The organism is Falsiroseomonas sp. E2-1-a20, from assembly GCF_051433195.1.
Classification (GTDB): Bacteria; Pseudomonadota; Alphaproteobacteria; order Acetobacterales; family Acetobacteraceae; genus Falsiroseomonas.
In genome coordinates this window covers 91,228-111,633 of record NZ_JBHMFT010000013.1, presented here as the reverse complement: position 1 = coordinate 111,633, position 20,406 = coordinate 91,228, and the positions used below count along the sequence as shown (strand labels likewise).

Genomic DNA, 20,406 nt, shown 5'->3' with positions numbered 1-20,406 from the left:
TGATACGAAATTGTCCGATGGGTGTCGGGCATTGACAGTTTGAACAGCGATGACGGCTATGGGTGCTACATGGCGCCGTCAGCCTCCCACGATCCGGATTTGCGTCAGCCCGGGGTTGGCGGCCCGCAACGCGGGGGGGCGCGTCGCTTCCTGTTCCTGCAGGGTCCGATCAGCCCGGTCTTCGCCGAGGTCGCGGCGAGCCTCGCCGCGCGGGGGCACGACATTCATCGCATCAACCTGTCGCTCGGGGACCGGCTGTTCTGGGGGCGGGTTCCGGGCACGCGGCCGGCGCAGGATTATCAAGGCCGCCTGTCAGGCTGGCCGGCGCATGTCACCGCCTATCTCGACGAGCACGGGATCACGGACCTGCTGCTGCTCGGGGAGCAGCGACCCTACCACCGCGCCGCCATTGCCGCCGCACAGGCCCGTGGCATCGCCGTGGCCGTCACCGATTTCGGCTACTTCCGTCCGGACTGGGTGACGCTGGAGCGTGACGGCATGGGCGGCGACAGCCACTTCCCCCGCCAGCCGGAGGCGATCCGCGCCCTGGCGGCCAGGCTGCCGCCGGCGGACCTGACCGAACGTCACCGCGACGATTTCGGCCTGCAGGCCCGCTGGGACGTGCTGTACCACCTGGCGAACCTGGCGCCCTGGCCGTTCCGCCACTACGAAAGCCACCAACTGCATCATCCCGTCGCGACCTACTGGGGCATCGCCCGCCGGCTGCTGCGTCGCGGGCGGGAGATGGCGGAGGGTCACCGCGCGCTGGAGCGCATCGGAAGCGCGCCATTCTGGCTGTTCGCCATGCAGATGGAGACGGATTTCTCCGTTCGTGCCTATTCGCCCTACCCGGACCTCGACACGCCGATCGCCGAGGTCCTCGGCAGCTTCGCGCAGCATGCGCCGGCCACGGCGCATCTGCTGGTCAAGGTGCATCCGCTGGACCCCTGCCTGAAGCGCTGGGACCGACGGGTGGCGCGCCTGGCGGCGGCGGCGGGCGCCGCGGGCCGGGTGCATGTTGCGCATCATGGGCCACTGGACCTGATGTTGCAGCGGGCGCAGGGCCTGATCACCATCAACAGCACGGTCGGCCTTCGCGCCCTGGTGCTCGGCCGACCGGTGAAGGCGCTGGGCCAGGCGGTGTGGGACGTGCCGGGGCTGGCGCATCAGGGTCGGCTCGACGCCTTCTGGGCCGAAACCGCAGGGCCCGACGTGGCGCTGCCGGACCCGGAGCTGCGCGATGCCTTCCTGGCGGCGCTGCAGGGCTCCACCCAGCTTCGCGGCGTGTTCTACGGAACCGAAGGCCGCGCCGTCGCCGTCAGGGCCATCGTCGAGGCGCTGGATGCCGACAGGGTGGGACCCCTATTGCCGGACACCGTGCTCCAGGGTTGCTCTACGACTCCGGACTGACGCGGAACCGCATCCGCCGCGCCGCCCAATCGCCCAGCCGGGGTGGCAGCAGCGCCAGCAGGCGCAGTCCGGCGGCCAGCGGCCAGGGAAAGGCGGCGCGCGGCCGGCCCTGCAGCACGGCGCGCTGCACCCGCGCCGCCACATCGGCCTGGTCCAGCAGGAACAGCCGGCGGCCATGGAAGCGGGCGCCCATGGCGCTGTCGAAGAAGCCCGGCGTCACCACCGTCACGGATACGCCGCGCGGGCCGAGTTCGGCGCGCAGACCCTCGCCCCAGGCGATCAGCCCGGCCTTGCTGGCGCAATAGGCGGGGAAGTCGGGCAGGCCGCGCAGCCCGGCGACGGAGGCGACCAGCCCGATCCGCCCGCGCCGCCGGGCCCGCATCCCGGGCAGCAGCGGGCCGACCAGGTTGATGGCGCCGACCAGGTTCACCTGGACCTGGCGTGCCGCGGCCACGGCGTCCTCCGGCGTGCCATCCGGCGCGGTGCCGGCGGAGGTGCCGGCATTGGCGATCACCAGCCCGACCGGCCCGCCGGCCTCGAAGGCGGCCAGCGCGGCGGCGATGGCGGGCGCGTCGGTCACGTCGAGCACGGCGACGGCAACCTGCGCGCCCCGCGCGCGGCAGTCCCGTGCCACCTCCTCCAGCGCGGCGGCGGACCGCGCCAGCAGCAGCAGCCGCGCGCCGGGCACTGCGAAGCGCCGCGCCAGCGCCGCGCCGAGGCCGCGGGAGGCGCCGCTGATGACGACACCCTCGGCGGCCGGCGTGCTCACTTCCAGCCTCGCAGACGCGACAGGGTGCGGGTCAGGAAGCCCTGCACGGCGCGCAGCCGGCCGCGGCGGCCGGTCGGGAACAGGTCGGGACGGTCCATGCGGTCCAGCAGGACCTCGGGCGGGCAGGGCAGGTCGGTCAGCGGGTCGATGCAGCGCGGGTACAGGATCAGCGCCGCTGCCACCAACTCGTCCAGCGTCAGGACCCGGGTGCGCGGCGGCCTGGCGGGCGGGCCGCGGTCGCGCGTCAGGCCCCAGCCGGCATAGAAGGGCGTGCCCCAGCAGGTCACCGGCAGGCCGCGCAACAGGGCCTCGAACCCGGTCAGGGAGGTGATGGTGTGCACCGCATCCACCATCCCGAGCAGCGGCGCCATCGGCGCCCGGTGCAGCACCTGGTCGGCGAGGCCGGCGAGGTCCGCCTGCGCGATGCGGCCGCGGCGAAAGCCGGCCTCGATGTCGGGATGCGGCTTGTAGACCAGGAAAGCGTCCGGCTCGGCCGCGCGCACCGCCCGCAGCAGGTCGAGGTTGCGGCGGATGGGGCCGGCGCCGAGGCGGATGGAGGCATCGTCCTCGACCTGGCCGGGGACCAGGATGCGGCGCCGTCCGGCCGGCGCGGTGATGACCGGCGCGGCGCCGCCGAGGTTGTACTTGGTGACGCCACGCGCCACCACGGCTTCGCGCAGCGCCGCGGCCCGCGCCAGCAGCGCGGGCGGGAAACCCGCCGTCGCCAGCAGCCGCGCCAGGTCGCTCTCCGTCGCCGGGTCGTAGTAGGGACCTCTGGAATCCAGGGCGAAGGACGCGCCGGCGCGGAAGGCGGCGCCGAGGCCGGCGGAGCGGATGAAGCCATCTTCCAGCCAGCGCAGCGGAACCCCGGCTTCGGCGCAGAGCGCGGGAAGGGTCGGCGGCGCGCTGGCGCTCCAGGCCAGCACCGCGCCGCCGCGCCGTCGTGCCAGGGCGACGGCGCGGTGGGCGTCGCCGGTGAAGGCCGGCGGCGGGCCGGCGGAGGCGAGCAGGGCGCGCAGCCGGTCCCGCTTGTAGGGATGGGCGCCGAGGCAGGCGGCGATCTCGTGCGATTCCGCCTGCCGCGCCCGCCACAGGGCCAGCAGGTCGAGACCCTCGGCGATGCTGCAGGGGCGGTTGTGGAACGGGTCCGCGGCGCGGGTCGCGGCCAGCAGTGCGGACCAGGTCGGGACAGGATCGGCGCCGGCCAGCGGGCCATCCGCCACCGCCACGCCGGCAGCCAGCGCCAGCAGGGCCAGGTCGCGGCTGGCGCCATGCAGGGTGTGGGCGGCATCCAGAAGGGTCCAGGGATCCCAGGGCGGCCCGGCGGCCGGAAGGCTGTCGGAAAGCACCGGCGTGCCATCGGCGAATGGGTCCCGCGCCACCAGGACCGCTGATCCCGCACGCTGCAGCCGGGCCAGCAGGGCCTTCGCCACGCCGGCCAGCGCCGGGTCGCAGGGGTCGAGCAGGATGCGGGCCTGGCGCGGCGCCAGCCCGGTGCCCGCGGTGCCCGGATCGGGCAGTCCTGGCGGCGCGCCGATCCGGCCCGCCACCATCGCCGCCATGGCGGCGGCGGTCTCCGGATGATGCCCCGGGACGGGATCTGCCAGGGCGGCCCCGACCGGGTCGGGCGACGGGCCGACCACGAGCAGCACCGGGACCTCCCGTCCGCCAAGCCGGGCGGGGCGGAAGGGGCCGGGCGTGTAGCCGGGCGGCGCGGTGGCGGTGGGTTCGCGGTGGTCTGCCGGCCGCGCATCCGGCGGGCCTGGCGCAACCGCAATGACCTTCCGGTCCGGCCAGAAGGCCGGCAGGTGTGGGAATCGCAAAAGTTGCGCTTGAGGAAGACGGAGCGGCAGCAGGATGTTGGTCCTTGTCGGGCCGGCCCGCCGGGTCGGCGAGACGCGGTCGCAGCAGACCGCCGAAGCATTCTGCATGTATTTGCATTTTGCCTAAGTCTGCCCGTTCGGCTAGTCTCCGGAATTATGACGCACCGCACACCTGCCCTTGCCCCTCACTCGGCGCGCGCGCCTGCAGCGCGGGCCATGTTGGCGCTGCTCGGACTGCTGGTGGTCAGCGGCTGCGCCCGCATGGGGGGCCAGGGCATGGCCGGCGGCATGTCGGCGACACCGAACGTTGCGGCGGCGTCCACCGACCCGCTGGTCGTCTTCGCCAGCCGTGCCCGGCCGGGCGCGCAGGAGCGTGTGGTGATGGCCGATGGCCAATCCGCTCAGGTCCGGCTGGTGCGCAGCTACAACGCCGCCAGCGGGCGGGAGTGCCGGGAACTGATGGTCGGCTCCGGCATGATCGAGCGGCCGAGGCTGGTCTGCGCCACCGGCAATGGCGGCTGGGCGGAGGCGCGGCCCCTGCTGCGTGGCGGCGGAGCCGGCCGTCCGTGAGCGCGGCGGCCGGAGGTTCCGGGCTGCCGGAAGGATTTCCGGAACGTCGCAGCGAGTTCAGCCGGACGATCGAGGGTTTCCGGATCCAGGGGCGGGTCATCCACGCGCTGCTGCTGCGCGAATTGCAGACGCGGTTCGGGCGCGGGCACCTGGGCTTCCTGTGGCTGTTCCTGGAGCCGCTGCTGCTGTCGGTCGGCATTTCCGTCTTCAAGCTTCTCCTTGGCGGCGGCGGCACCGGGGCGGTGCCGCCCTTCCTGTTCGTCGTGGTCGGCTATGCCCCCTACTTCGCCTTCCGGGCCATCATCAACCGCGCCGCCACCGCCTTCCAGGCCAACATGACCCTGATGTACCATCGGCAGGTTCGCCTTCTGGACATCATGATCGCGCGCAACCTGCTCGAGATGGGTGCGGTGACCTGCGTGCTGGTGCTGGTCGTCGTCGGCACCTCCTGGTTCTCCGCCTTCACGCCCTACTCCATCCCGGTGCTGGTGGAGGCGATGATCCTGATGTTTGCGTTTGCCAACGGGCTGGGGCTGCTGGTCGCGGCGGGTGCGGCGCGGTGGGAGATCCTGGAAAAGATCGTCCATCCGCTGACCTACCTGTCCCTGCCCTTTTCCGGCTGCATGTTCGCGCTGCACTTCATGCCGCCCTCCTGGCGCGACGCGCTGCTGTGGAATCCGCAGGCCAACCTGCACGAGATGGTGCGCGACGGCATGTTCGGCGACATGATCCCGGCCTACTACGACACGACCTATGTCGTGATCTGGGTGGTCATGGTGAACCTGCTCGGCATTGCCGCGGTGCGCGCCGTGCGCGCGAAGCTCGAATTCTGACGATGCGCGCATGATCTACTTCGACCGTGTCTCCAAGCACTACGAACTGCGTGGTGGTGGCAAGAAACACGTGCTGCGCAGTGTCTCGGGCATCATCCGCCCCGGGGATGCGCTGGGCATCCTCGGTCGCAACGGCACCGGGAAGTCGACGCTGGTCCGCATGCTGGCCGGCGTCGAGCATCCCAATTCCGGGCGGATCGAGCGGCGGATGTCGGTGTCCTGGCCGCTGGCCCATGGCATCGGCCTGCAGAACAGCATGTCCGGCGCCGATAACGCCCGGTTCATCGCCCGCATCTACAACCAGCCGGTCAAGCGGGTGCTCGACTTCGTGGAGGAGTTCGCGGAGCTCGGCCCCTACATGCATATGCCGGCCAAGACCTACTCGGTCGGCATGATGGGCCGTCTGCTGATGGGTTTGTCCTTCGCGGTGGATTTCGACTGCTACCTGATCGACGAGGTGACGGCGACGGGCGACCAGCGCTTCATCGCCCGCGCCCAGGCGTTGCTTGCTGAAAAGACCCGCGGCCGGACGCTGGTCCTGGTCAGCCACGTGCCGGATCACCTGAAACTGTATTGCCGGAGCGCCGCGGTGCTGCACGACGGCAGTCTGACCTTCTTCGAGGACGTCGATGAAGCTGTCGCCACCTATAAGGCCCTCTGAGTCCCTCGCCGCCACGGGCGTTGCCCCTGGCGTCGCGGGACTGTCCGCGGAGCCGGAACGCAGGCGCCGAACCCTGGTGCCGAGCGGCGCGTTGGGCTGGTTCCTGCTTCTGGTCGCCCTGCCGACGCTGCTGGTCGGTCTGTACTACGCAACTTGCGCCTCCGACCTGTACGAGGCGGAGGCGCGCATCCTGGTGCGTGGACGTCCGGGGGCCCCGGCCAGCGGCGGCATCGCCAGCATGATCGGCTCCGCATCGGGCGCGATGCGGCCGGGGGCGGAGGAAGCGCAGGCCGTGCGGGCCTTCGTCAACAGCCTGGATGCGCTGTCCGGGCTGCGCCAGCGCCTCGACCTGATCGCGATCTGGCGGCCGGCGGACGCCGACTGGATTTCGCGCCTCTGGTACGAGGAACCCCAGGCCGAGCAACTGATGAAATACTACCGCCGCCGAGTCACGGTGGATTATGATCTCGAAACAGGGCTCGTGACGCTGAAGGCGCTGGCGTACCGGCCGGAGGACGCCAGGGCGATCGCCACATCCCTGCTGGAGATGTCGGAGGACCTGGTCAACCGCTTCACCGCTCGGACCTCCGAAGACACGTTGCGGGTGGGACGCGAGGAAGTGGCCATCGCGGAGCGCCGCGTGGTCGAGGCGCGTGCCGCGCTGACGGCATTCCGCGAACGCGAGCAGACGCTGGACCCGACCGCCGCCGTCGGGTCCGCCGTGGAGACGATCGGCCGTCTGGAGGGCGCGCTGGCGCAGGCCCGGACCGAACTGCAGGAAAAGCGCGCCTTCATGCGGGCCGACAATCCGCAGATCCAGGTGCTCAACAACCGCATCGCGGCCCTTTCGGCGCAGATCGTCACGGAACGCGCGCGACGCACCAGCGGCAACGAGACGCTGACCCAGCAATTGTCGGGCTATGAGCGCCTGACGCTGGAGCGCGAGTTCGCCGAGCGGGTCTATGCCTCCGCCATCGCTTCGCTGGAGGGGGCACGCGCGGATGCGCAGCGCCAGCAGGTCTTCCTGATGCGGGTGGTGGAGCCGAACCTGCCGGAGCGGTCGACCTTCCCCAAGGCCTTTTTCAATATCATGACGCTGTTCGTCATCCTGACCGTCTTCTTCGCCATCGGATGGCTGATCATGGCGGGCGCGCGTGAGCATGCGAGCTGACCGCCAGGCCTGATGCCCTTCCGCTCCAGGCATGGCGTGCCCGTTCCGGGCACGCCATGCTGCCGCCGGCCGAACTCCGGCCCGGCCTGATCCTGATCCTGATCCGGACTTCCAATCACATGCCCGCATCCGCCCGTCGTTTCCGAACCTTGCCGGCCTGCCTGGCGCTGATCCTCGGCTTGCTGCTGCCCGGCCTGGCCGCGGCGCAACTGCAGCCGCCGGGCATGGCGGGCGCAGCCATACGCGGCCCAGCGGTCGGCAACCTGCCGGCACTGCTCGGCGCCACGGGCGACAACATCAACACCGCCCGTGCCGGCACCGCGACGGCGGCGGAAGGCGGGCCAGTGGCGGTGGGGCCGATCGGCGATCCGGCGCGCGCGGCTGGCCCGGCAACCGTGGTGTTCGGCGCGGCGCTGTTCACCCGCGCGCCGCCATCCGCCACCGAGACACCGAACCCGAACTACGTGATCCGCGCGGGCGACCGCATCTCCGTCACCATCTGGGGCTTCATCGAGGCGTCCGCTGTCGGCGTGGTGGACCCCGAGGGCAACCTGTTCCTGCCGCAGATCGGCCCGATCCGCCTGGCCGGGACCCGGTCCGGAGACGTCCAGCGGGTGGTGGAGGCCGAGGTCCGGCGCATCTACTCGCAGCAGGTGCAGGTCTACGCCGTGCTGCTCAATGCCGGCCAGGTCGGCGTCTTCGTCACCGGCTACGTCCGCCTGCCGGGCCGCCACCTCGGCGCCGGGTCGGACAGCATCCTGGACTACCTGACGCGCGCCGGTGGCGTGGACCCGGGCCGCGGGTCCTACCGCGACATCGCCATCAACCGCGGCAACCGCACCGTGGCGCGGATCGACCTGTACCGCTTCCTCCAGACCGGCCAGCTTCCCAACATCACCATGCAGGAAGGCGACACCATCGTGGTCGCGCCGCAGGGCGCGATGGTCGGGGCCGATGGCGCGGTGCGCAACAACTTCCTGTTCGAGGTCAGCGGCCGCGCCATGCCGGGCAGCGAGCTGCTGCGCCTGGCGTCGCCGCTGCCGGCCGCGACCAATGCGGTGATCCGCGGCACCCGCGGCGGCCAGCCCTTCGCCCGCTACGCCACGGTGCGCGAACTCGGCAGCCTGCAGCTGCTTGACCAGGACACCATCACCTTCATCACCGACAGCCCGGCACCGACCGTTCGCGTCAGCGTCGAGGGCAGCCGCATCGGGCCTTCGGTCCTGATCGCGGATCGCGACATCAGCCTGTGCACCCTGCTCGACCATGTCGCGGTGGACCCGGCGCTGGCCAATACCAGCGGCGTCTTCCTGCTGCGTCCCTCCGTCGCGCAGCAGCAGGTGCGGGTGATCAACGAGGCACTGGACCGGCTGGAGCGCCAGTTGTTCATGACGGTGTCCTCCACCACCGGCGTCGCCGAGATCCGCGCGGTGGAGGCGAACCTGGTCTCCACCTATATCCAGCGCGCCCGCCGCACCCGGCCGGAAGGCCGCCTGGTGGTGATGGACCGCGCCGGGCGCTGCGCCGACGTGCGGCTGGAGGATGGCGACGTCGTCGTCGTTCCGGAGCGGGTGCAGACCGTGCTGGTCTCCGGCGAGGTGATGGTGCCGCAGGCGGTGGTCTGGCGGCCGGACATGCGCATCAACGACTATGTCCGCGCGGCCGGCGGTTTCGCCGAGCGTGGCGTCGAATCCCAGGTCATGATCCGCAAGGCGAGCGGCGAGTTGATCCCGGAGCCCACCGAGGGCCCGGCGCCGGGCGACGAGCTGATCGCGCTGCCGCGGCTGGACCCGAAGAACTTCCAGATCGCGCGCGACCTGCTGAACCTGATCTTCCAGACGGCGCTGTCGGCGCGCGTCTTCATGAACTGACACCAGCGGTCATTCTCGATGACCGTCGGTCTTGCCCGGGCATCAGGCACCGCGCGCTCGGCCGGCATGGCCGGCCGCAGGTCGCCCGTCGGTGCCGCCGGCATGACCTGATCCGTGCGTGATGCCGCGCCCGATTGCGGCGCGGCGTCCGGCGCGTTACCAGCATGGGACGACCGGCCCAAGGCCGGCGCCAGGCAGGGAGGCCGCAACCGATGACCCGTCCCATCTTCACCACCTTTGGCCGCCGTGCCGCGCTCGGCCTCGGCGCCGGCCTGCTCGCCGCCCCGGCGCTGCGGGCGCAGGACCGCTTCCCGAGCCGGCCGATCCGCCTGATCGTGCCCTGGGCCGCCGGCGGCACCACCGACATCCAGATGCGCGCGCTTGGCGAACAGGCCTCGAAGCGCCTCGGCCAGCCCATCATCATCGAGAACCGCGCCGGCGCCGGCGGTATCCTCGGCCCGCAGCAGCTGCTGAACGAGCGGCCGGACGGCTACGTGCTGGCGCAGATGCCGATCAGCGTGTTCCGCCACCCGCAGATGGCCCCGCGCGCGCTGTTCAACCCGCTCGAGGACTTCACCTACGTCATCCACCTGACCGGCTACCTGTTCGGAATCGTGGTGAACGCGGACAGCCCGTGGCAGACGCTGTCGGAGTTCCTGGACTATGCGAAGGCCAATCCGGGGAAGGTGAACTACGGCACGCCGGGCGTCGGCACATCGCTGCACATCACGATGGAGCAGATCGCCGGCGCGCGCGGCGGCATCGATTGGACGCATGTGCCGTTCCGTGGCTGGGCGGAGAACAGCCAGGCGCTGCTCGGCAACCAGATCCAGGCGAGCGCCGACAGCTCCGGCTGGGCGGAGCTGGTGATGTCGGGGCGCATGCGGCTGCTGGTGACCTGGTCGGCGGAACGCGCCAAGCGCTTCCCCAACGTGCCGACGCTGAAGGAAAGCGGCATCGACATCGTCTCGGCCTCCCCCTACGGCCTGGCCGGGCCGAAGGGCATGAACCCGGACCATGTGAAGGTGCTGCACGACGCGTTCCGGGAGGCGCTGTTCGATCCCGCTCATCTCGGCATCCTGGACCGCTTCGACATGGCGCCGTTCCACCTGGGGCCGGAGGAGTACGCCACCTTCGCGCGCCGGCAATACGCCGAGGAGGGCGAGATGATCCGCCGCCTGGGCCTCCGCCTCTGACCCGAACCGCCCATATCCGCTGCGGCGACGACCTCCGGGACCTGTTGCCGCAGGCGGGCTGGGCGGGAGAGTACCTGCCGATCGCGGACCCGGTCTGCGTCGGCGCCGTCTCCGACGGCGACCTGATGGCCTATCTCGGCCAGCGCGCCCGCGTGGTCGCGCTGCATGCAGGGGTGGATGCGCAGGAGGCGCGGCTGCGGCTGGGGCGCGAATACATGGCGCTCAACGGCCTCGGGAAGTACGACCGCGTGCTGCTGTGGTTCGAGCACGACCTGTGGGACCAGGCGGTGCTGATCCGCGTGCTGTCGCTGCTCGCCGGCCGGGCGCCGCTCGAGGGCCGGCTGTTCCTGGTGCCGGCGGATGGGCGCCGCGCCTTCGCCCGGATGCCGGCGGAGGAACTGGCCGCGCTGGAGCCGGTGCCGCTGGGCGCCCTGCAACTGGAAGCCGGCGCCGAGGCCTGGGCCGCCTTCGCCGATCCCGATCCCACGGCGCTGGACCGGCTTTCGCGCCGCGCGCTGCCGCTGCCGCATCTGGCGCCCGCGCTGCGCCGGCACCTGCAGGACCTGCCCTGGCGCAACGATGGCCTGGCCTTGACGGAGCGCCTGCTGCTGCGCGCGGTGGCCGACGGCGCCACGGATCTGCCCGGCGCATTGGCCGCGCTGCGTCGGGCGGACCCGGTCTTCCAGGTGACGGACCTGATCGTGAAGGAGGTGGCGCAGCGCCTGTCGGCCGGGCCGCAGCGCCTGATCGGCCGCGACGCGCCCTGGCAGTTGACGGAACGCGGCCGGATGGTGCTGGCCGGCGAGGCCCGCCACCGCCCGCCGCCGCGCTTCCAGGGCGGTGTCATGGTCGGCCCCGACCCGGCCTGGTGGTGGGACCGCCGCGCGGCGGGCGTGCACGGGGCGCCGTAGCGCGCCGTTCAGCCGGCCAGCAGCTTGGGCAGCAGGTCCAGGATGCGGGCCGAGACCGGGTTCGCGCGCACCGCCGCATCCACTGCCTCCGGCGCCTGGGCATAGGCCTGATGGCTGCGGGCGACGAAATCCTCCAGGTCCAGGACCTCGAAGCTGCGATCCTGCCGCAGCCGGGGCCGGAAGCGCAGGTGGCCCGCGACGCCGAGGCGCCGGGCGTGGCCGGGATAGACCGGGAAGATCGCGAGGTCCGCCAGCCGGTCCGGCACCACCTCCGCCGCCTCCAGCGCCATCTCGCCGAGGCCGGCCGCGGCGGCGACCATGCGGCAGGTGTCGGCGATCGGGCGCAGGCAGGGGTGGTTGATGGTGTGCATGAAGGCCCGGCCGCCTGATGGTCCGGCCTGCGTCCAGACCGGCAGGCGGTCCGCGATGTCGTGGCCCAGCTCCCGGTAGTGCCGCAGCAACTGCGCCAGGGCGGTGTCGTAGGCCTCGGCGAAGCCCAGCCGGCCGAAGACCAGCGGGTTGTACAGCCGCACCGCGCGCTCCACCGGCAGGCCGAGCAGGAAGGCGGCGGCGGCGATGGCCGAATGATAGACATCGAGCGGCCCGCGCAACGGCTCCCCGCCCACCACCTTGCCGGGCGGGAACAGGTAGACGCAGTCCGGGTGGAAGCCCTGGAAGGCCAGCGTCGGGATGAACCAGACCGGCAGGCCCGAGGCCGCGAGGCGCGGCTGTTCCAGCGGCCCGAACCGCGCGCCATGCACCGGATGGGCGAAGACATGCGAGAACTCGCCGAGCCGCGCGCCGATGGCGGCCGCCGCGCCGACGGGATCGCCGGTGGCACCCAGCGCCGTCAGGTCGAACAGGGTCGTCTCCACCTTCGGCAGGAAGACGCGCAGGCAGTCGGCGAAGCCGGCCGCCTGGCAATTGCCGATCACCGCGAAGCGCATTTCCGTCAGCGATCCTTCCGTCCGGGGTCCAGCGCATCCTCGTCGCAGAGGATCTGCGCCAGGCTGTCGAAAGCGGCGGCATCGGCCGGCGATGTCGCCTTCGGCACGGCAGCCGGCGCCGGTGCCACGACAGGCCGGCCTTCGCCCGTCAGGTAGTGGCGGTCGAACACCGACATCACCGCCGCGACGCCCGCCGCCGTCACGCTGCGCAGATCCTCGGCGAAGTAGCGGCCGCGCGCCTGCGGGCCGGTGATGATCTCGTAGCTGGGGAAGTAGGCGACGAGGGGGAGGCGGGCGGCGGCTTCCTCGGCGGCGACGCGCAGCACCGCCTTGCTGTAGCTGCTGGCGGGCAGGACGTGGGCCGCGGTGTAGGTGGCGGCCAGCGGCACCGGGGAGACGGTCAGGATGCAGCGCAGGCCGGGATTCACCTCCGCGACCAGGCCAAGGAAGGCCAGCAGGTCCGCCCGCACCTCGTCCAGGGTGAAGTTGTGGAAGCGGCAGGAGGATGGCTCCGCAGGGCTGGCGAGGATGCCCGGCGCGAGCGGGTAGGCCGCGCCATCGGCACCGATCCAGGCCTCCGTCAGGCCCAGGGTGAAGACCAGCACATCCGCCGTCTCGAACACCTGGCGCAGGGCGGCCAGATGCGGCTCGCGCGCCGCCCGCACCGCATCCGCCGTGGCGTGGCCCGCCGGGTGCAGGCCGGGCCGGAAGGCGTCGACGAAGCGGCCATCGGGGCGCTGCCAGGCGGCATCCCGCGGCTGGAACAGGCCGAAGGCTTCCTCGCACAGGCGCAGCATGTGGCGACAGGTGTAGATATTGCCGTAGTTGGCGGCGAACAGGCCGAAGGCGGCGGCCTCCGGCGCCTCGGGCGGTGGCTCGGTGCGCACCAGCCTGTGGCCGCGACGGTGCAGGTGGCCGGCGATGTGCTGCGCGAAGCAGCTTCCCGCGGTGGCCACCGCATCGCGCGGGCCGATGCCGAAGGGCACCTGCGTGACCGGGTCCACCGTGCCATCCGGCACGCCGGCCACGGCGCGACGCCAGAAGGCGGTGTCGGGAAGGCTGCGGTAGGGGTGGTCCATGCGGGCTTTCGCGAGGGGTGGCGTGGCCGTTTTAGCGTCGCACCCGAAAGAAGTCCCGCAGCAGCGTCGCCGATTCGCTCTCCCGCACGCCGCCGATCACCTCCGGCGCATGGTGGCAGGTGGGTTGCGTGAAGATGCGTGGGCCGTGCTCGACGCCGCCGCCCTTGGGGTCGTAGGCGCCGAATACCACGCGGCGGATGCGGAAGAAGGCGATGGCCTGGGCGCACATCGGGCAGGGCTCCAGCGTCACGTGCAGTGTCGCCTCCGGCAGGAATTTGCCACCGGCGCCGGCCGCGGCGGCGCGCAGCGCCAGCATCTCGGCATGGGCGGAGGGATCGCGGCGGGCCTCCACCTCGTTGCCGGCGCGCGCCAGCACGCGGCCCTGGGCATCGGTGACGACCGCGCCCACCGGCACCTCGCCGCGCGCGGCGGCGGCGCGGGCGTCCTCGAGGGCCAATTCCATCGGTTGCGGCACGGCTTGCATGGCGGATGCTTGCCCTGTGGCAGGCCACGGGTCTAGCAACCGGCATGAACAAACGCCCGGTCATCGGCGTGACCCTGGATGCGGAGCCGGCCGGTGGCTGGTCGAAGCTGCCCTGGTACGCGCTCCGCCAGAACTATTTTTCCAGCATCATCGCCGCCGGTGGCCTGCCGGTGGCGCTGCCGCACCATCCGGACCTCGCGGTGGAGTATCTCGATGCCATCGACGGGCTGCTGGTGACGGGTGGCGCCTTCGATGTCGACCCGGCCTTGTGGGGCGGTGGCGCGCCGCATCCGAAGGTGACGCTGAAGCCGGGGCGGACGGATTTCGAACTGGCGGCGACGCGGGCGGCGCTGAACCGGGACATGCCGGTGCTCGGCATCTGCGGCGGCCAGCAATTGCTGGCGGTGGCGCTCGGCGGCACCCTCATCCAGCACATCCCGGACGAGGTGCCGGGCGCGCTGGCGCATGAACAGCCGAACCCGCGCACCGAGCCGGGGCATGAGGTTTCGGTCGCGCCCGACACGCTGCTGGCCCGCATCGTCGGCGGCACCCGCATGGCGGTGAACAGCGCGCATCACCAGGCGGTCGCGACACCGGGGATGGGCGCCGTGGTGAACGCCGTGGCGCCGGATGGCGTGGTGGAGGGGATCGAGCATCCCGGCCACCGCTTTGCGCTGGGCGTTCAGTGGCACCCGGAATACGCCGTGGACCCGCGCGACCCGGATATCCTTTCGGCCTTTGTCGAGGCGGCACGCCGATGACCGACGAGATCGACGACAAGGACGACACCGCCGGGCGCGGCGAGCGCATCGCGAAATACCTGGCGCGCGCCGGCGTCGCCTCCCGCCGCGATTCGGAAAAGCTGATCGCGGACGGCGTGGTCAAGCTGAACGGCAAGAAGGTGGACAGCCCCGCCACCTTCGTCGCGCCGGGGGACCGCGTCTCGGTGTCCGGCAAGACGGTGGCGACGGCGGAGCGCACCCGGCTGTTCCGCCACCACAAGCCGGATGGCGTGGTGACCACCCACAAGGACCCGCAGGGCCGCCCCACGGTGTTCGAGCGCCTGCCGCCGGCGATCGGCCGCGTGGTGTCCATCGGCCGGCTGGACCTGACCAGCGAGGGGCTGCTGCTGCTGACCAATGACGGCGCGCTGGCCCGCCGGCTGGAACTGCCCAGCAATGGCTGGCTGCGCCGCTACCGCGTGCGCGTGTTCGGCCATATCGACGAGCGCGCCTTCATCCAGCTGGCCCGCGGCATCACCATCGAGGGGGTTGCCTACGGCCCCATCGAATGCGGCCTGGACAGCCGCCAGGGCGGCATCGCCTGGCTGACGGTGAGCCTGAAGGAAGGCAAGAACCGCGAGATCCGCCGCGTCATGCAGCATCTGGGTCTGCAGGTGACGCGGCTGATCCGCACCGCCTACGGCCCGTTCCAGCTCGGCACCCTGCCGAAGGGCGCGGTGGAGGAGGTGCATCCCAAGGTGATGCGCGAACAGCTCGGCATCGGCGAGGTGCCGCAGAAGCGCCGGCGACGGGAGGTGGCGGAAGCCGAGGCCGCCGCCGCCGCCGCTGCCGCCGCCACCACCGCACCGGCACCGGACCCGGCTGCCGAAGCCGCCCCGAAGCGCCCGCCCCGCCCGGGCAACATCCCGCGCGCCCGCAACGCCGAACCGAGGAAGCCCGCCCGTGCTGCGCGTAGTCGCCGGCCGCCACCGCGGGCGTAGGCTCGCCGCCCCGCCGGGCGAGACCACCCGCCCGACCAGCGACCGGGTGCGCCAGGCGGTGTTCGACATGCTGTGGCACGCGCCCTGGGCCGGGCGCGAAGCCGTGGAGGATCGTGCCGTCCTGGACGCCTTCGCGGGGTCCGGCGCGCTGGGACTGGAGGCGCTGTCGCGCGGCGCGTCGCATGCGAGCTTCCTGGAACAGGACCGCGTCGCGCTGGCCGTGCTGCGCCAGAACATCGCCGCGATCGGCGAGGCGGCGCGCTGCTCGGTGATGGGCGGCGACGTGCTGCGGCCGCGCGCGGCGCCGGCGCCCTGCGGGCTGGTGTTCCTCGACCCGCCCTATGGCCGCGACCTGGTGCCGAAGGCGGTCGTTGCCATGGCGGCGGCGGGCTGGATCGCGCCGGATGCGCTGCTGGTGGCCGAGGTGGGGCGGGAGGAGACGCTGGAGGTGCCGGGCTACGCCGTGGTGGCGGAGCGGGAGCATGGGGCCGCGCGGGTGGTGTTCCTGCGGCAGGATGGGCTCAGCCCGTCTGCCATGGATCGATGAGCGGCAGGCCGCAGCCCTCGAAGTCGGCGGTATTGCGCGTGGCAATGGCGGCGGCGCCGCGGGCGCAGGCGATCGCCGCGATCATCGCATCCGCAGTCGCCACCGGCCGTCCCGCGGCGCGGCGGAAGGCGGCGAACTGCGCATAATGCGGCGCGGCGGCGCGGTCGAAGGCCAGCACGCGATCCGCCAGCCGGTCGGCGAACAGCGCATCGATTGCCGAGGCCAGGATGTCGCGCCGGCCGCCAGCCGGGAGCAGGGCCAGGCCGAACCGGATCTCGGCCTCCGTCACGGCGGTTGTGGTGACCGACGCCCGAGGCACACCCTGCGCCCAGGCGAGCACCGCCGCTTGCGGCGCGGGACGGAGCAGTTCGGACAGCACGTTGGTGTCGAGCACGATCACCGCGACAGGTCCGGCGGCGGGCGCAGCGCATCGCGCGGCGGCGTCTCGAGTTCGACACCACCGAGCGGCGCGATGAGTCCGCGCACCGCCTCCCCCAGGCTCTCGCCTGTGCTGCTTTCGAGGGCGCCGCGCAGGATGACCCGCACCTCCTCCTCCATCGAGCGGCCATGCCGGGCTGCGCGGATGCGGAGCGAGGTCTTCAGCGCATCATCGAGGTTGCGGATGGTGAGGCTGCCCATGCGGGCATGCTACGCAAGCGATGAATGCATTGCAATCACTGCATGCGCTGCCCCAGCCGCACCCCCACCCGCGCATACATCTCCGCCAGCCGCCGCTCGTACTGCTCCGGCCCATACAGCGCCGCCTGCACCGGCCCCTTCGCCGCCAGCGCCGCCCGCAGTTCCGCATTGCCATCCAGCGCCTGGATTGCCTCCGCCATCGCCCGCGTGTCGTAGGGGTCCACCGTCAGCGCCGCCTCGCCAACCACTTCCGGCAGCGACGATGTGTTGCTGGTCATCACCGGCGTGCCGAGCAGCATCGCCTCCAGCGCCGGCAGGCCGAAGCCCTCGTACAGCGAGGGGAACAGCAGCGCGCGTGCGCCGCGCACCAGGCTGACCAGCAGGCGGAACGGCGCGTAGTCCAGCAGGATCACCCGGTCGCGCAGCTTGCGGACCAGGCTCTGCACGCCGTCGATCGGGCCGGGGTCGGACATCAGGCGGACGTCGTCCTCGTAGATCAGTCCCAACTCCTGCCGCATCTGCCAGGCCTGCTTGCCGCAGATCACCAGCGGCAGCGTGCTGCCGGAGGCGAGGTAGGCCTCGATCAGCCGTCCGACATTCTTCTTCGGCTCGATGGCGCCGAAGAACAGCCAGTACTGGCCCCATTCCAGCCCGAAGGCGCCCTGCACCTCGGCGCGGGCGAGCCCCTCCGGCTTGCGCGCCAGGCGGTCCGGGATCTCGACGGATTGGTAGGTGTTGGAAATGCGCTCCGCCGGCACGCCCAGCAGGTTGATGATGTCGCGCTTCGAGGCTTCGGAGACCGTCACGATGTGGTCCGCCTCCGCCGCGATGGCGCGGCAGGTGCCGAGGTAGCGGCGCTTCACGTCGAGCGTGGTGTAGGGCATCCGCAGCGGCACCAGGTCGTGGATGGTGTAGATGTTCTTCGTACCCTCCACCCGCAGCGGCAGCGGGTAGGTCCAGTGCATCACGTCCTGCCGGTCCGGCAGCCGCACCCGGCCCATCTTGCGCTTGGCGCCGAAGCTCTGCACCGCGGCCCGAAAGACCTCCGGGATGTTCCACAGCGTGTCGGCGTGCGGGATGCGGGCTTCGAGGCCCTTGCGGATCACGCGATCCGTCAGCGGCACGCGCTGCGCCTCCTGCCCGAAGGACAGCTTCACGCCCTGCACGGCGTCGTCGACCATCCGCTTGGCCCAGTGCGGCGGCCGCGGGCGCGCGTCGTACAGCGTCACCTCGCGCAGCAGCTCGTCCTTCCCGGCGGAGCCGCGCTGGCCGTACAGCACGCCCACCTCCGCCCCCAGCGCGCCGAGCCGGTGCGACAGGTTGCGGGCGTAGGTGGCGACGCCGGTGCCCTGGTCGAGGGCGAGGTTGTATCCATCGATGGCGATGCGCGGCTTCGACACGGGCATTCCCTTACCTGCGCATCCAGGCGGGATGCCGACACTCCTTAAGCGATGCCCGTGCGACGCCGTCAACCTTGGAACAGTCTGCCGCAACGCGGAGCGTGACACGCCCCCACGCGGAGCGTGACACGGCTCCACGCGCCGCGTGAATCGCGCTATGCCGTTCCGCGACGATATCGGGCGGGGCCAGACGCATGGACGGGGCGCGGCAGGGCGAGGGCGCGGGGCTGCTGGGCGAGGCGGATCGCCGCCGCGACGCGCGCGACTGGCGCGGCGCCGCCGAGGGCTATGCCGCCTGGCTGGCACAGCGTCCCGATGATGGCGCGATCTGGGTCCAGCATGGCCACTGCCTGAAGGAACAGGGTGATCTGGCGGGCGCCATCGCCTCCTACCGCCAGGCGCAGCGGGCGCGGCCGCAGGATGCGGATGTGGCGATGCAGCTTGGACATGCGCTGAAGCTGGCCGGGGATCGCGGTGCGGCGCGGCAGGCCTATGCCCGCGCGCTGGACCTGGCGCCGGACAGCGACCAGGCGTGGCGCGAAGTGGCGGCGCTGCTGGCGCAGGGCGGGCTGGGGGAGGCGGCCGAGGCGGGCGGCCTGACGCTCCTCGGCGACCTGTCCGTCGTGTTCGACCTGTCCGACCTGCTGTCCTGGTTCGGCAGCCACCGCGCGCCTTCGGGCATCCAGCGGGTGCAGATGGAGATCGTGGCGCCGGCGCTGCGCGGCGGCACGGTGGCGACCACGGTGCTGCTGGCGGTGTTCGACGCCGCGGCCGGGCAATGGCGCGCCCTGCCGCGCGAGATCTTCCTGCGCCTCGCGAACCTGTCCCGCGCCGGGGCGGACCCGCTGGATGCGGCGTGGCGGGAGGCGGTGGGGCTGGCGCAGCAGGCCGTCGCGGCGGCGCCGGAACTGGCCTTTCCGCAGGGCGCCTGGCTGGTGAACCTCGGCTCCTCCTGGTGGCTCGGCGACTACAACCTGGCACTGCGCGCGGCGAAGGCGCGGCATGGGCTGCGCTATGCGGCACTGGTGCATGATTGCGGGCCGCTGGTGGTGCCGGAACACAACGACCCGGCGACGGTGGCGCAATTCGCCCGCTGGTTCGCCGGGCTGGGCGCGCATGCCGACCTGCTGCTGGCGGTGTCCGACGCCACGCGGAAGGACCTGGAACGGCTGCGCGCCACGCTGCTGCCCGGGCTGCCGGCGCCGCCGGTGGCGGTGCTGCGGCTGGATGCGGCGCCGAGTTGGGCCAAGGCTGGCCAAGGGCCGGCGACGCGGCCCCATCCCGGCGTCGCGGCGCTGGCCGGGCGGCCCTATGCGCTGTTCGTCGGCACGCTGGAATCCCGGAAAAACCACCTGTTCGTGCTGAACGCCTGGCTGGCGCTGATCCGCCGGCATGGCGCGGCCAAGCTGCCGCTGCTGGTCCTGGCCGGCCGCCCTGGCTACCTGTCGGAACCCGCGCTCGCCCTGCTGCGCAACGCGCCGGCGCTGCGGGACGGCGTGCGGCTGCTGTCGGACGTGCCGGACGCCGCGCTGGCCGGCCTGGTCGAAGGCGCGCTGTTCAGCCTGTACAATTCCTTCCACGAGGGCTGGGGCCTGCCGGTGACGGAGGCGCTGTCGCTCGGCAAGGCGGTCCTCGCCCCGGACCATAGCGGGCTGCTGGAGGCGGGCCTCGGGCTGGCGCTGCATTTCCGCCACCAGAGCGAGCCGGATTTTCTCGATGCGGTGGAAAAGCTGGTCTTCGACGCGGCCTTCCGCATGGCGCAGGAGGCGAAGGTGAAGGCCGGGCTGCGGCTGCGTGCCTGGCCCGAGGTGACGGGGGATCTGTTCGCCCGCCTGGTCGCGGCACCGCCTGCCGAGGCGACGGCGCTGCCGGCGACGCCGGGCCTGGTGCTGGGCCTCGGCGAGATCGCGGCGCCGCTGCCGACCCCCGCCATGGCCCGCGCCGACCTGCTGCGCGCCGGGGAGGGCTGGCACCGTGCCGAGGCCTGGGGCTGCTGGACCCGCCCCGGCCGCGCCCTGCTGCGCCTGCCCGTGGCGCCGTCCGCGGACCATGTCGCGGGCTCGCTGCGCCTGCACCTGATGCTGCGCGCCCCTGCACGGCCGCAGCGCGTGGTGCTGGCGACGCCAGGGGTGGAGCCGCTGGTCCTGGAACTGGCCGCCGGGGCGCGGGCCGTCGCGGCGCTGGAACTGGCAGCCATGCCCGGCCTGCTGGAGATCGCGATCGAGGCCGATGCGGCGCCCGCCTCGGCCGAACCCGGCGCGGCCGAGGTCGGCGTCGGGGTGGTCTCCGTCATGGTCTGTGCGGCGGGGGACCTGGCGGCGCGGCTGGCCTATCTCGAACGGCAGCGCTTCGTCTGGCCGGAGCCCGTCTGA

General features: G+C 72.4%; 19 protein-coding genes and 1 pseudogene. 12 read left to right on the top strand and 8 right to left on the bottom strand.

Annotated elements, in window-relative coordinates:
* Positions 1–69: 69 nt before the first annotated feature.
* Positions 70–1,410 carry a capsular polysaccharide export protein, LipB/KpsS family gene (locus ACFHPP_RS17030; protein ID WP_437164434.1) on the top strand — a complete coding sequence of 447 codons (1,341 nt, stop codon included), beginning with the start codon at positions 70–72 and terminating at the stop codon, positions 1,408–1,410.
* Here ACFHPP_RS17030 and ACFHPP_RS17025 read toward each other — a convergent pair.
* Both ACFHPP_RS17025 and ACFHPP_RS17020 read right to left on the bottom strand, forming a co-directional pair.
* Complete coding sequence (locus ACFHPP_RS17025; RefSeq protein ID WP_437164433.1) at positions 1,394–2,179, bottom strand: SDR family NAD(P)-dependent oxidoreductase; 786 nt, start codon at positions 2,177–2,179, stop codon at positions 1,394–1,396. The genes ACFHPP_RS17030 and ACFHPP_RS17025 overlap by 17 nt on opposite strands.
* Positions 2,176–4,110: a capsular polysaccharide export protein, LipB/KpsS family gene (locus ACFHPP_RS17020; RefSeq protein ID WP_437164432.1), complete on the bottom strand. Its 1,935-nt coding sequence runs from the start codon at positions 4,108–4,110 to the stop codon at positions 2,176–2,178. Before ACFHPP_RS17020 ends, ACFHPP_RS17025 begins: the two co-directional genes overlap by 4 nt.
* Positions 4,111–4,218: 108 nt before the next feature.
* On the opposite strand from ACFHPP_RS17020, the gene ACFHPP_RS17015 reads away from it, so the two are divergent.
* From ACFHPP_RS17015 to ACFHPP_RS16985, 7 genes are all read left to right on the top strand, one after another.
* Positions 4,219–4,572, top strand: coding sequence for a DVU3141 family protein (locus ACFHPP_RS17015; RefSeq protein ID WP_437164431.1), 354 nt, complete (start codon positions 4,219–4,221; stop codon positions 4,570–4,572).
* Complete coding sequence (locus ACFHPP_RS17010; RefSeq protein ID WP_437164430.1) at positions 4,569–5,405, top strand: ABC transporter permease; 837 nt, start codon at positions 4,569–4,571, stop codon at positions 5,403–5,405. The genes ACFHPP_RS17015 and ACFHPP_RS17010 overlap by 4 nt, the downstream gene beginning before the upstream one ends.
* A gap of 10 nt (positions 5,406–5,415) precedes the next feature.
* Entirely contained in the window at positions 5,416–6,066 is a 651-nt protein-coding gene (locus tag ACFHPP_RS17005; RefSeq protein WP_437164429.1) for an ABC transporter ATP-binding protein, read from the top strand.
* A 76-nt stretch (positions 6,067–6,142) separates the two neighbouring features.
* Positions 6,143–7,237 carry a capsule biosynthesis protein gene (locus ACFHPP_RS17000; protein ID WP_437164428.1) on the top strand — a complete coding sequence of 365 codons (1,095 nt, stop codon included), beginning with the start codon at positions 6,143–6,145 and terminating at the stop codon, positions 7,235–7,237.
* A gap of 119 nt (positions 7,238–7,356) precedes the next feature.
* Positions 7,357–9,108 (top strand): polysaccharide biosynthesis/export family protein, encoded by a 1,752-nt coding sequence (locus tag ACFHPP_RS16995; RefSeq protein WP_437164427.1) that lies wholly within the window; start codon positions 7,357–7,359, stop codon positions 9,106–9,108.
* Positions 9,109–9,320: 212 nt separating this feature from the next.
* On the top strand, positions 9,321–10,304 hold the full coding sequence (locus tag ACFHPP_RS16990) for a tripartite tricarboxylate transporter substrate binding protein (RefSeq protein ID WP_437164426.1): 984 nt from the start codon (positions 9,321–9,323) through the stop codon (positions 10,302–10,304).
* A gap of 44 nt (positions 10,305–10,348) precedes the next feature.
* Positions 10,349–11,215: a hypothetical protein gene (locus ACFHPP_RS16985; protein ID WP_437164425.1), complete on the top strand. Its 867-nt coding sequence runs from the start codon at positions 10,349–10,351 to the stop codon at positions 11,213–11,215.
* A gap of 8 nt (positions 11,216–11,223) precedes the next feature.
* Here ACFHPP_RS16985 and ACFHPP_RS16980 read toward each other — a convergent pair whose 3' ends face one another.
* The 3 genes from ACFHPP_RS16980 to ACFHPP_RS16970 are packed head-to-tail and all read right to left on the bottom strand — an operon-like array spanning position 11,224 to position 13,704.
* Entirely contained in the window at positions 11,224–12,162 is a 939-nt protein-coding gene (locus ACFHPP_RS16980; protein WP_437164424.1) for a WcbI family polysaccharide biosynthesis putative acetyltransferase, read from the bottom strand.
* Between the two features lie 5 nt (positions 12,163–12,167).
* A complete protein-coding gene (locus ACFHPP_RS16975) occupies positions 12,168–13,241 on the bottom strand; it encodes a GSCFA domain-containing protein (RefSeq protein WP_437164423.1) in 1,074 nt (357 codons plus the stop codon).
* A 31-nt stretch (positions 13,242–13,272) separates the two neighbouring features.
* Positions 13,273–13,704: a nucleoside deaminase gene (locus ACFHPP_RS16970; protein WP_437164491.1), complete on the bottom strand. Its 432-nt coding sequence runs from the start codon at positions 13,702–13,704 to the stop codon at positions 13,273–13,275.
* A 65-nt stretch (positions 13,705–13,769) separates the two neighbouring features.
* Between ACFHPP_RS16970 and ACFHPP_RS16965 the strand changes: the two genes are divergently transcribed.
* The 3 genes and pseudogenes from ACFHPP_RS16965 (at position 13,770) to rsmD (ending at position 15,995) form a co-directional block, all read left to right on the top strand.
* Positions 13,770–14,486, top strand: coding sequence for a gamma-glutamyl-gamma-aminobutyrate hydrolase family protein (locus tag ACFHPP_RS16965; RefSeq protein ID WP_437164422.1), 717 nt, complete (start codon positions 13,770–13,772; stop codon positions 14,484–14,486).
* Positions 14,483–15,253: pseudogene (locus ACFHPP_RS16960) on the top strand (pseudouridine synthase); the annotation flags it as partial. The gene ACFHPP_RS16965 and the pseudogene ACFHPP_RS16960, both read left to right, overlap by 4 nt.
* 157 nt (positions 15,254–15,410) lie before the next feature.
* Positions 15,411–15,995 carry a 16S rRNA (guanine(966)-N(2))-methyltransferase RsmD gene (gene rsmD / locus ACFHPP_RS16955; RefSeq protein ID WP_437164421.1) on the top strand — a complete coding sequence of 195 codons (585 nt, stop codon included), beginning with the start codon at positions 15,411–15,413 and terminating at the stop codon, positions 15,993–15,995.
* Here the strand turns inward: rsmD and ACFHPP_RS16950 are convergent.
* The 3 genes from ACFHPP_RS16950 to ACFHPP_RS16940 are packed head-to-tail and all read right to left on the bottom strand — an operon-like array spanning position 15,970 to position 18,034.
* Positions 15,970–16,395 carry a type II toxin-antitoxin system VapC family toxin gene (locus ACFHPP_RS16950; RefSeq protein ID WP_437164420.1) on the bottom strand — a complete coding sequence of 142 codons (426 nt, stop codon included), beginning with the start codon at positions 16,393–16,395 and terminating at the stop codon, positions 15,970–15,972. The genes rsmD and ACFHPP_RS16950 overlap by 26 nt on opposite strands.
* The gene (locus tag ACFHPP_RS16945; RefSeq protein ID WP_437164419.1) at positions 16,392–16,634 is read right to left on the bottom strand and encodes a FitA-like ribbon-helix-helix domain-containing protein; all 243 of its coding nucleotides are present in this window, start codon (positions 16,632–16,634) and stop codon (positions 16,392–16,394) included. Before ACFHPP_RS16945 ends, ACFHPP_RS16950 begins: the two co-directional genes overlap by 4 nt.
* A gap of 35 nt (positions 16,635–16,669) precedes the next feature.
* Positions 16,670–18,034, bottom strand: coding sequence for a glycosyltransferase family 4 protein (locus ACFHPP_RS16940; protein WP_437164418.1), 1,365 nt, complete (start codon positions 18,032–18,034; stop codon positions 16,670–16,672).
* Between the two features lie 194 nt (positions 18,035–18,228).
* On the opposite strand from ACFHPP_RS16940, the gene ACFHPP_RS16935 reads away from it, so the two are divergent.
* Positions 18,229–20,406: a glycosyltransferase gene (locus ACFHPP_RS16935; RefSeq protein ID WP_437164417.1), complete on the top strand. Its 2,178-nt coding sequence runs from the start codon at positions 18,229–18,231 to the stop codon at positions 20,404–20,406.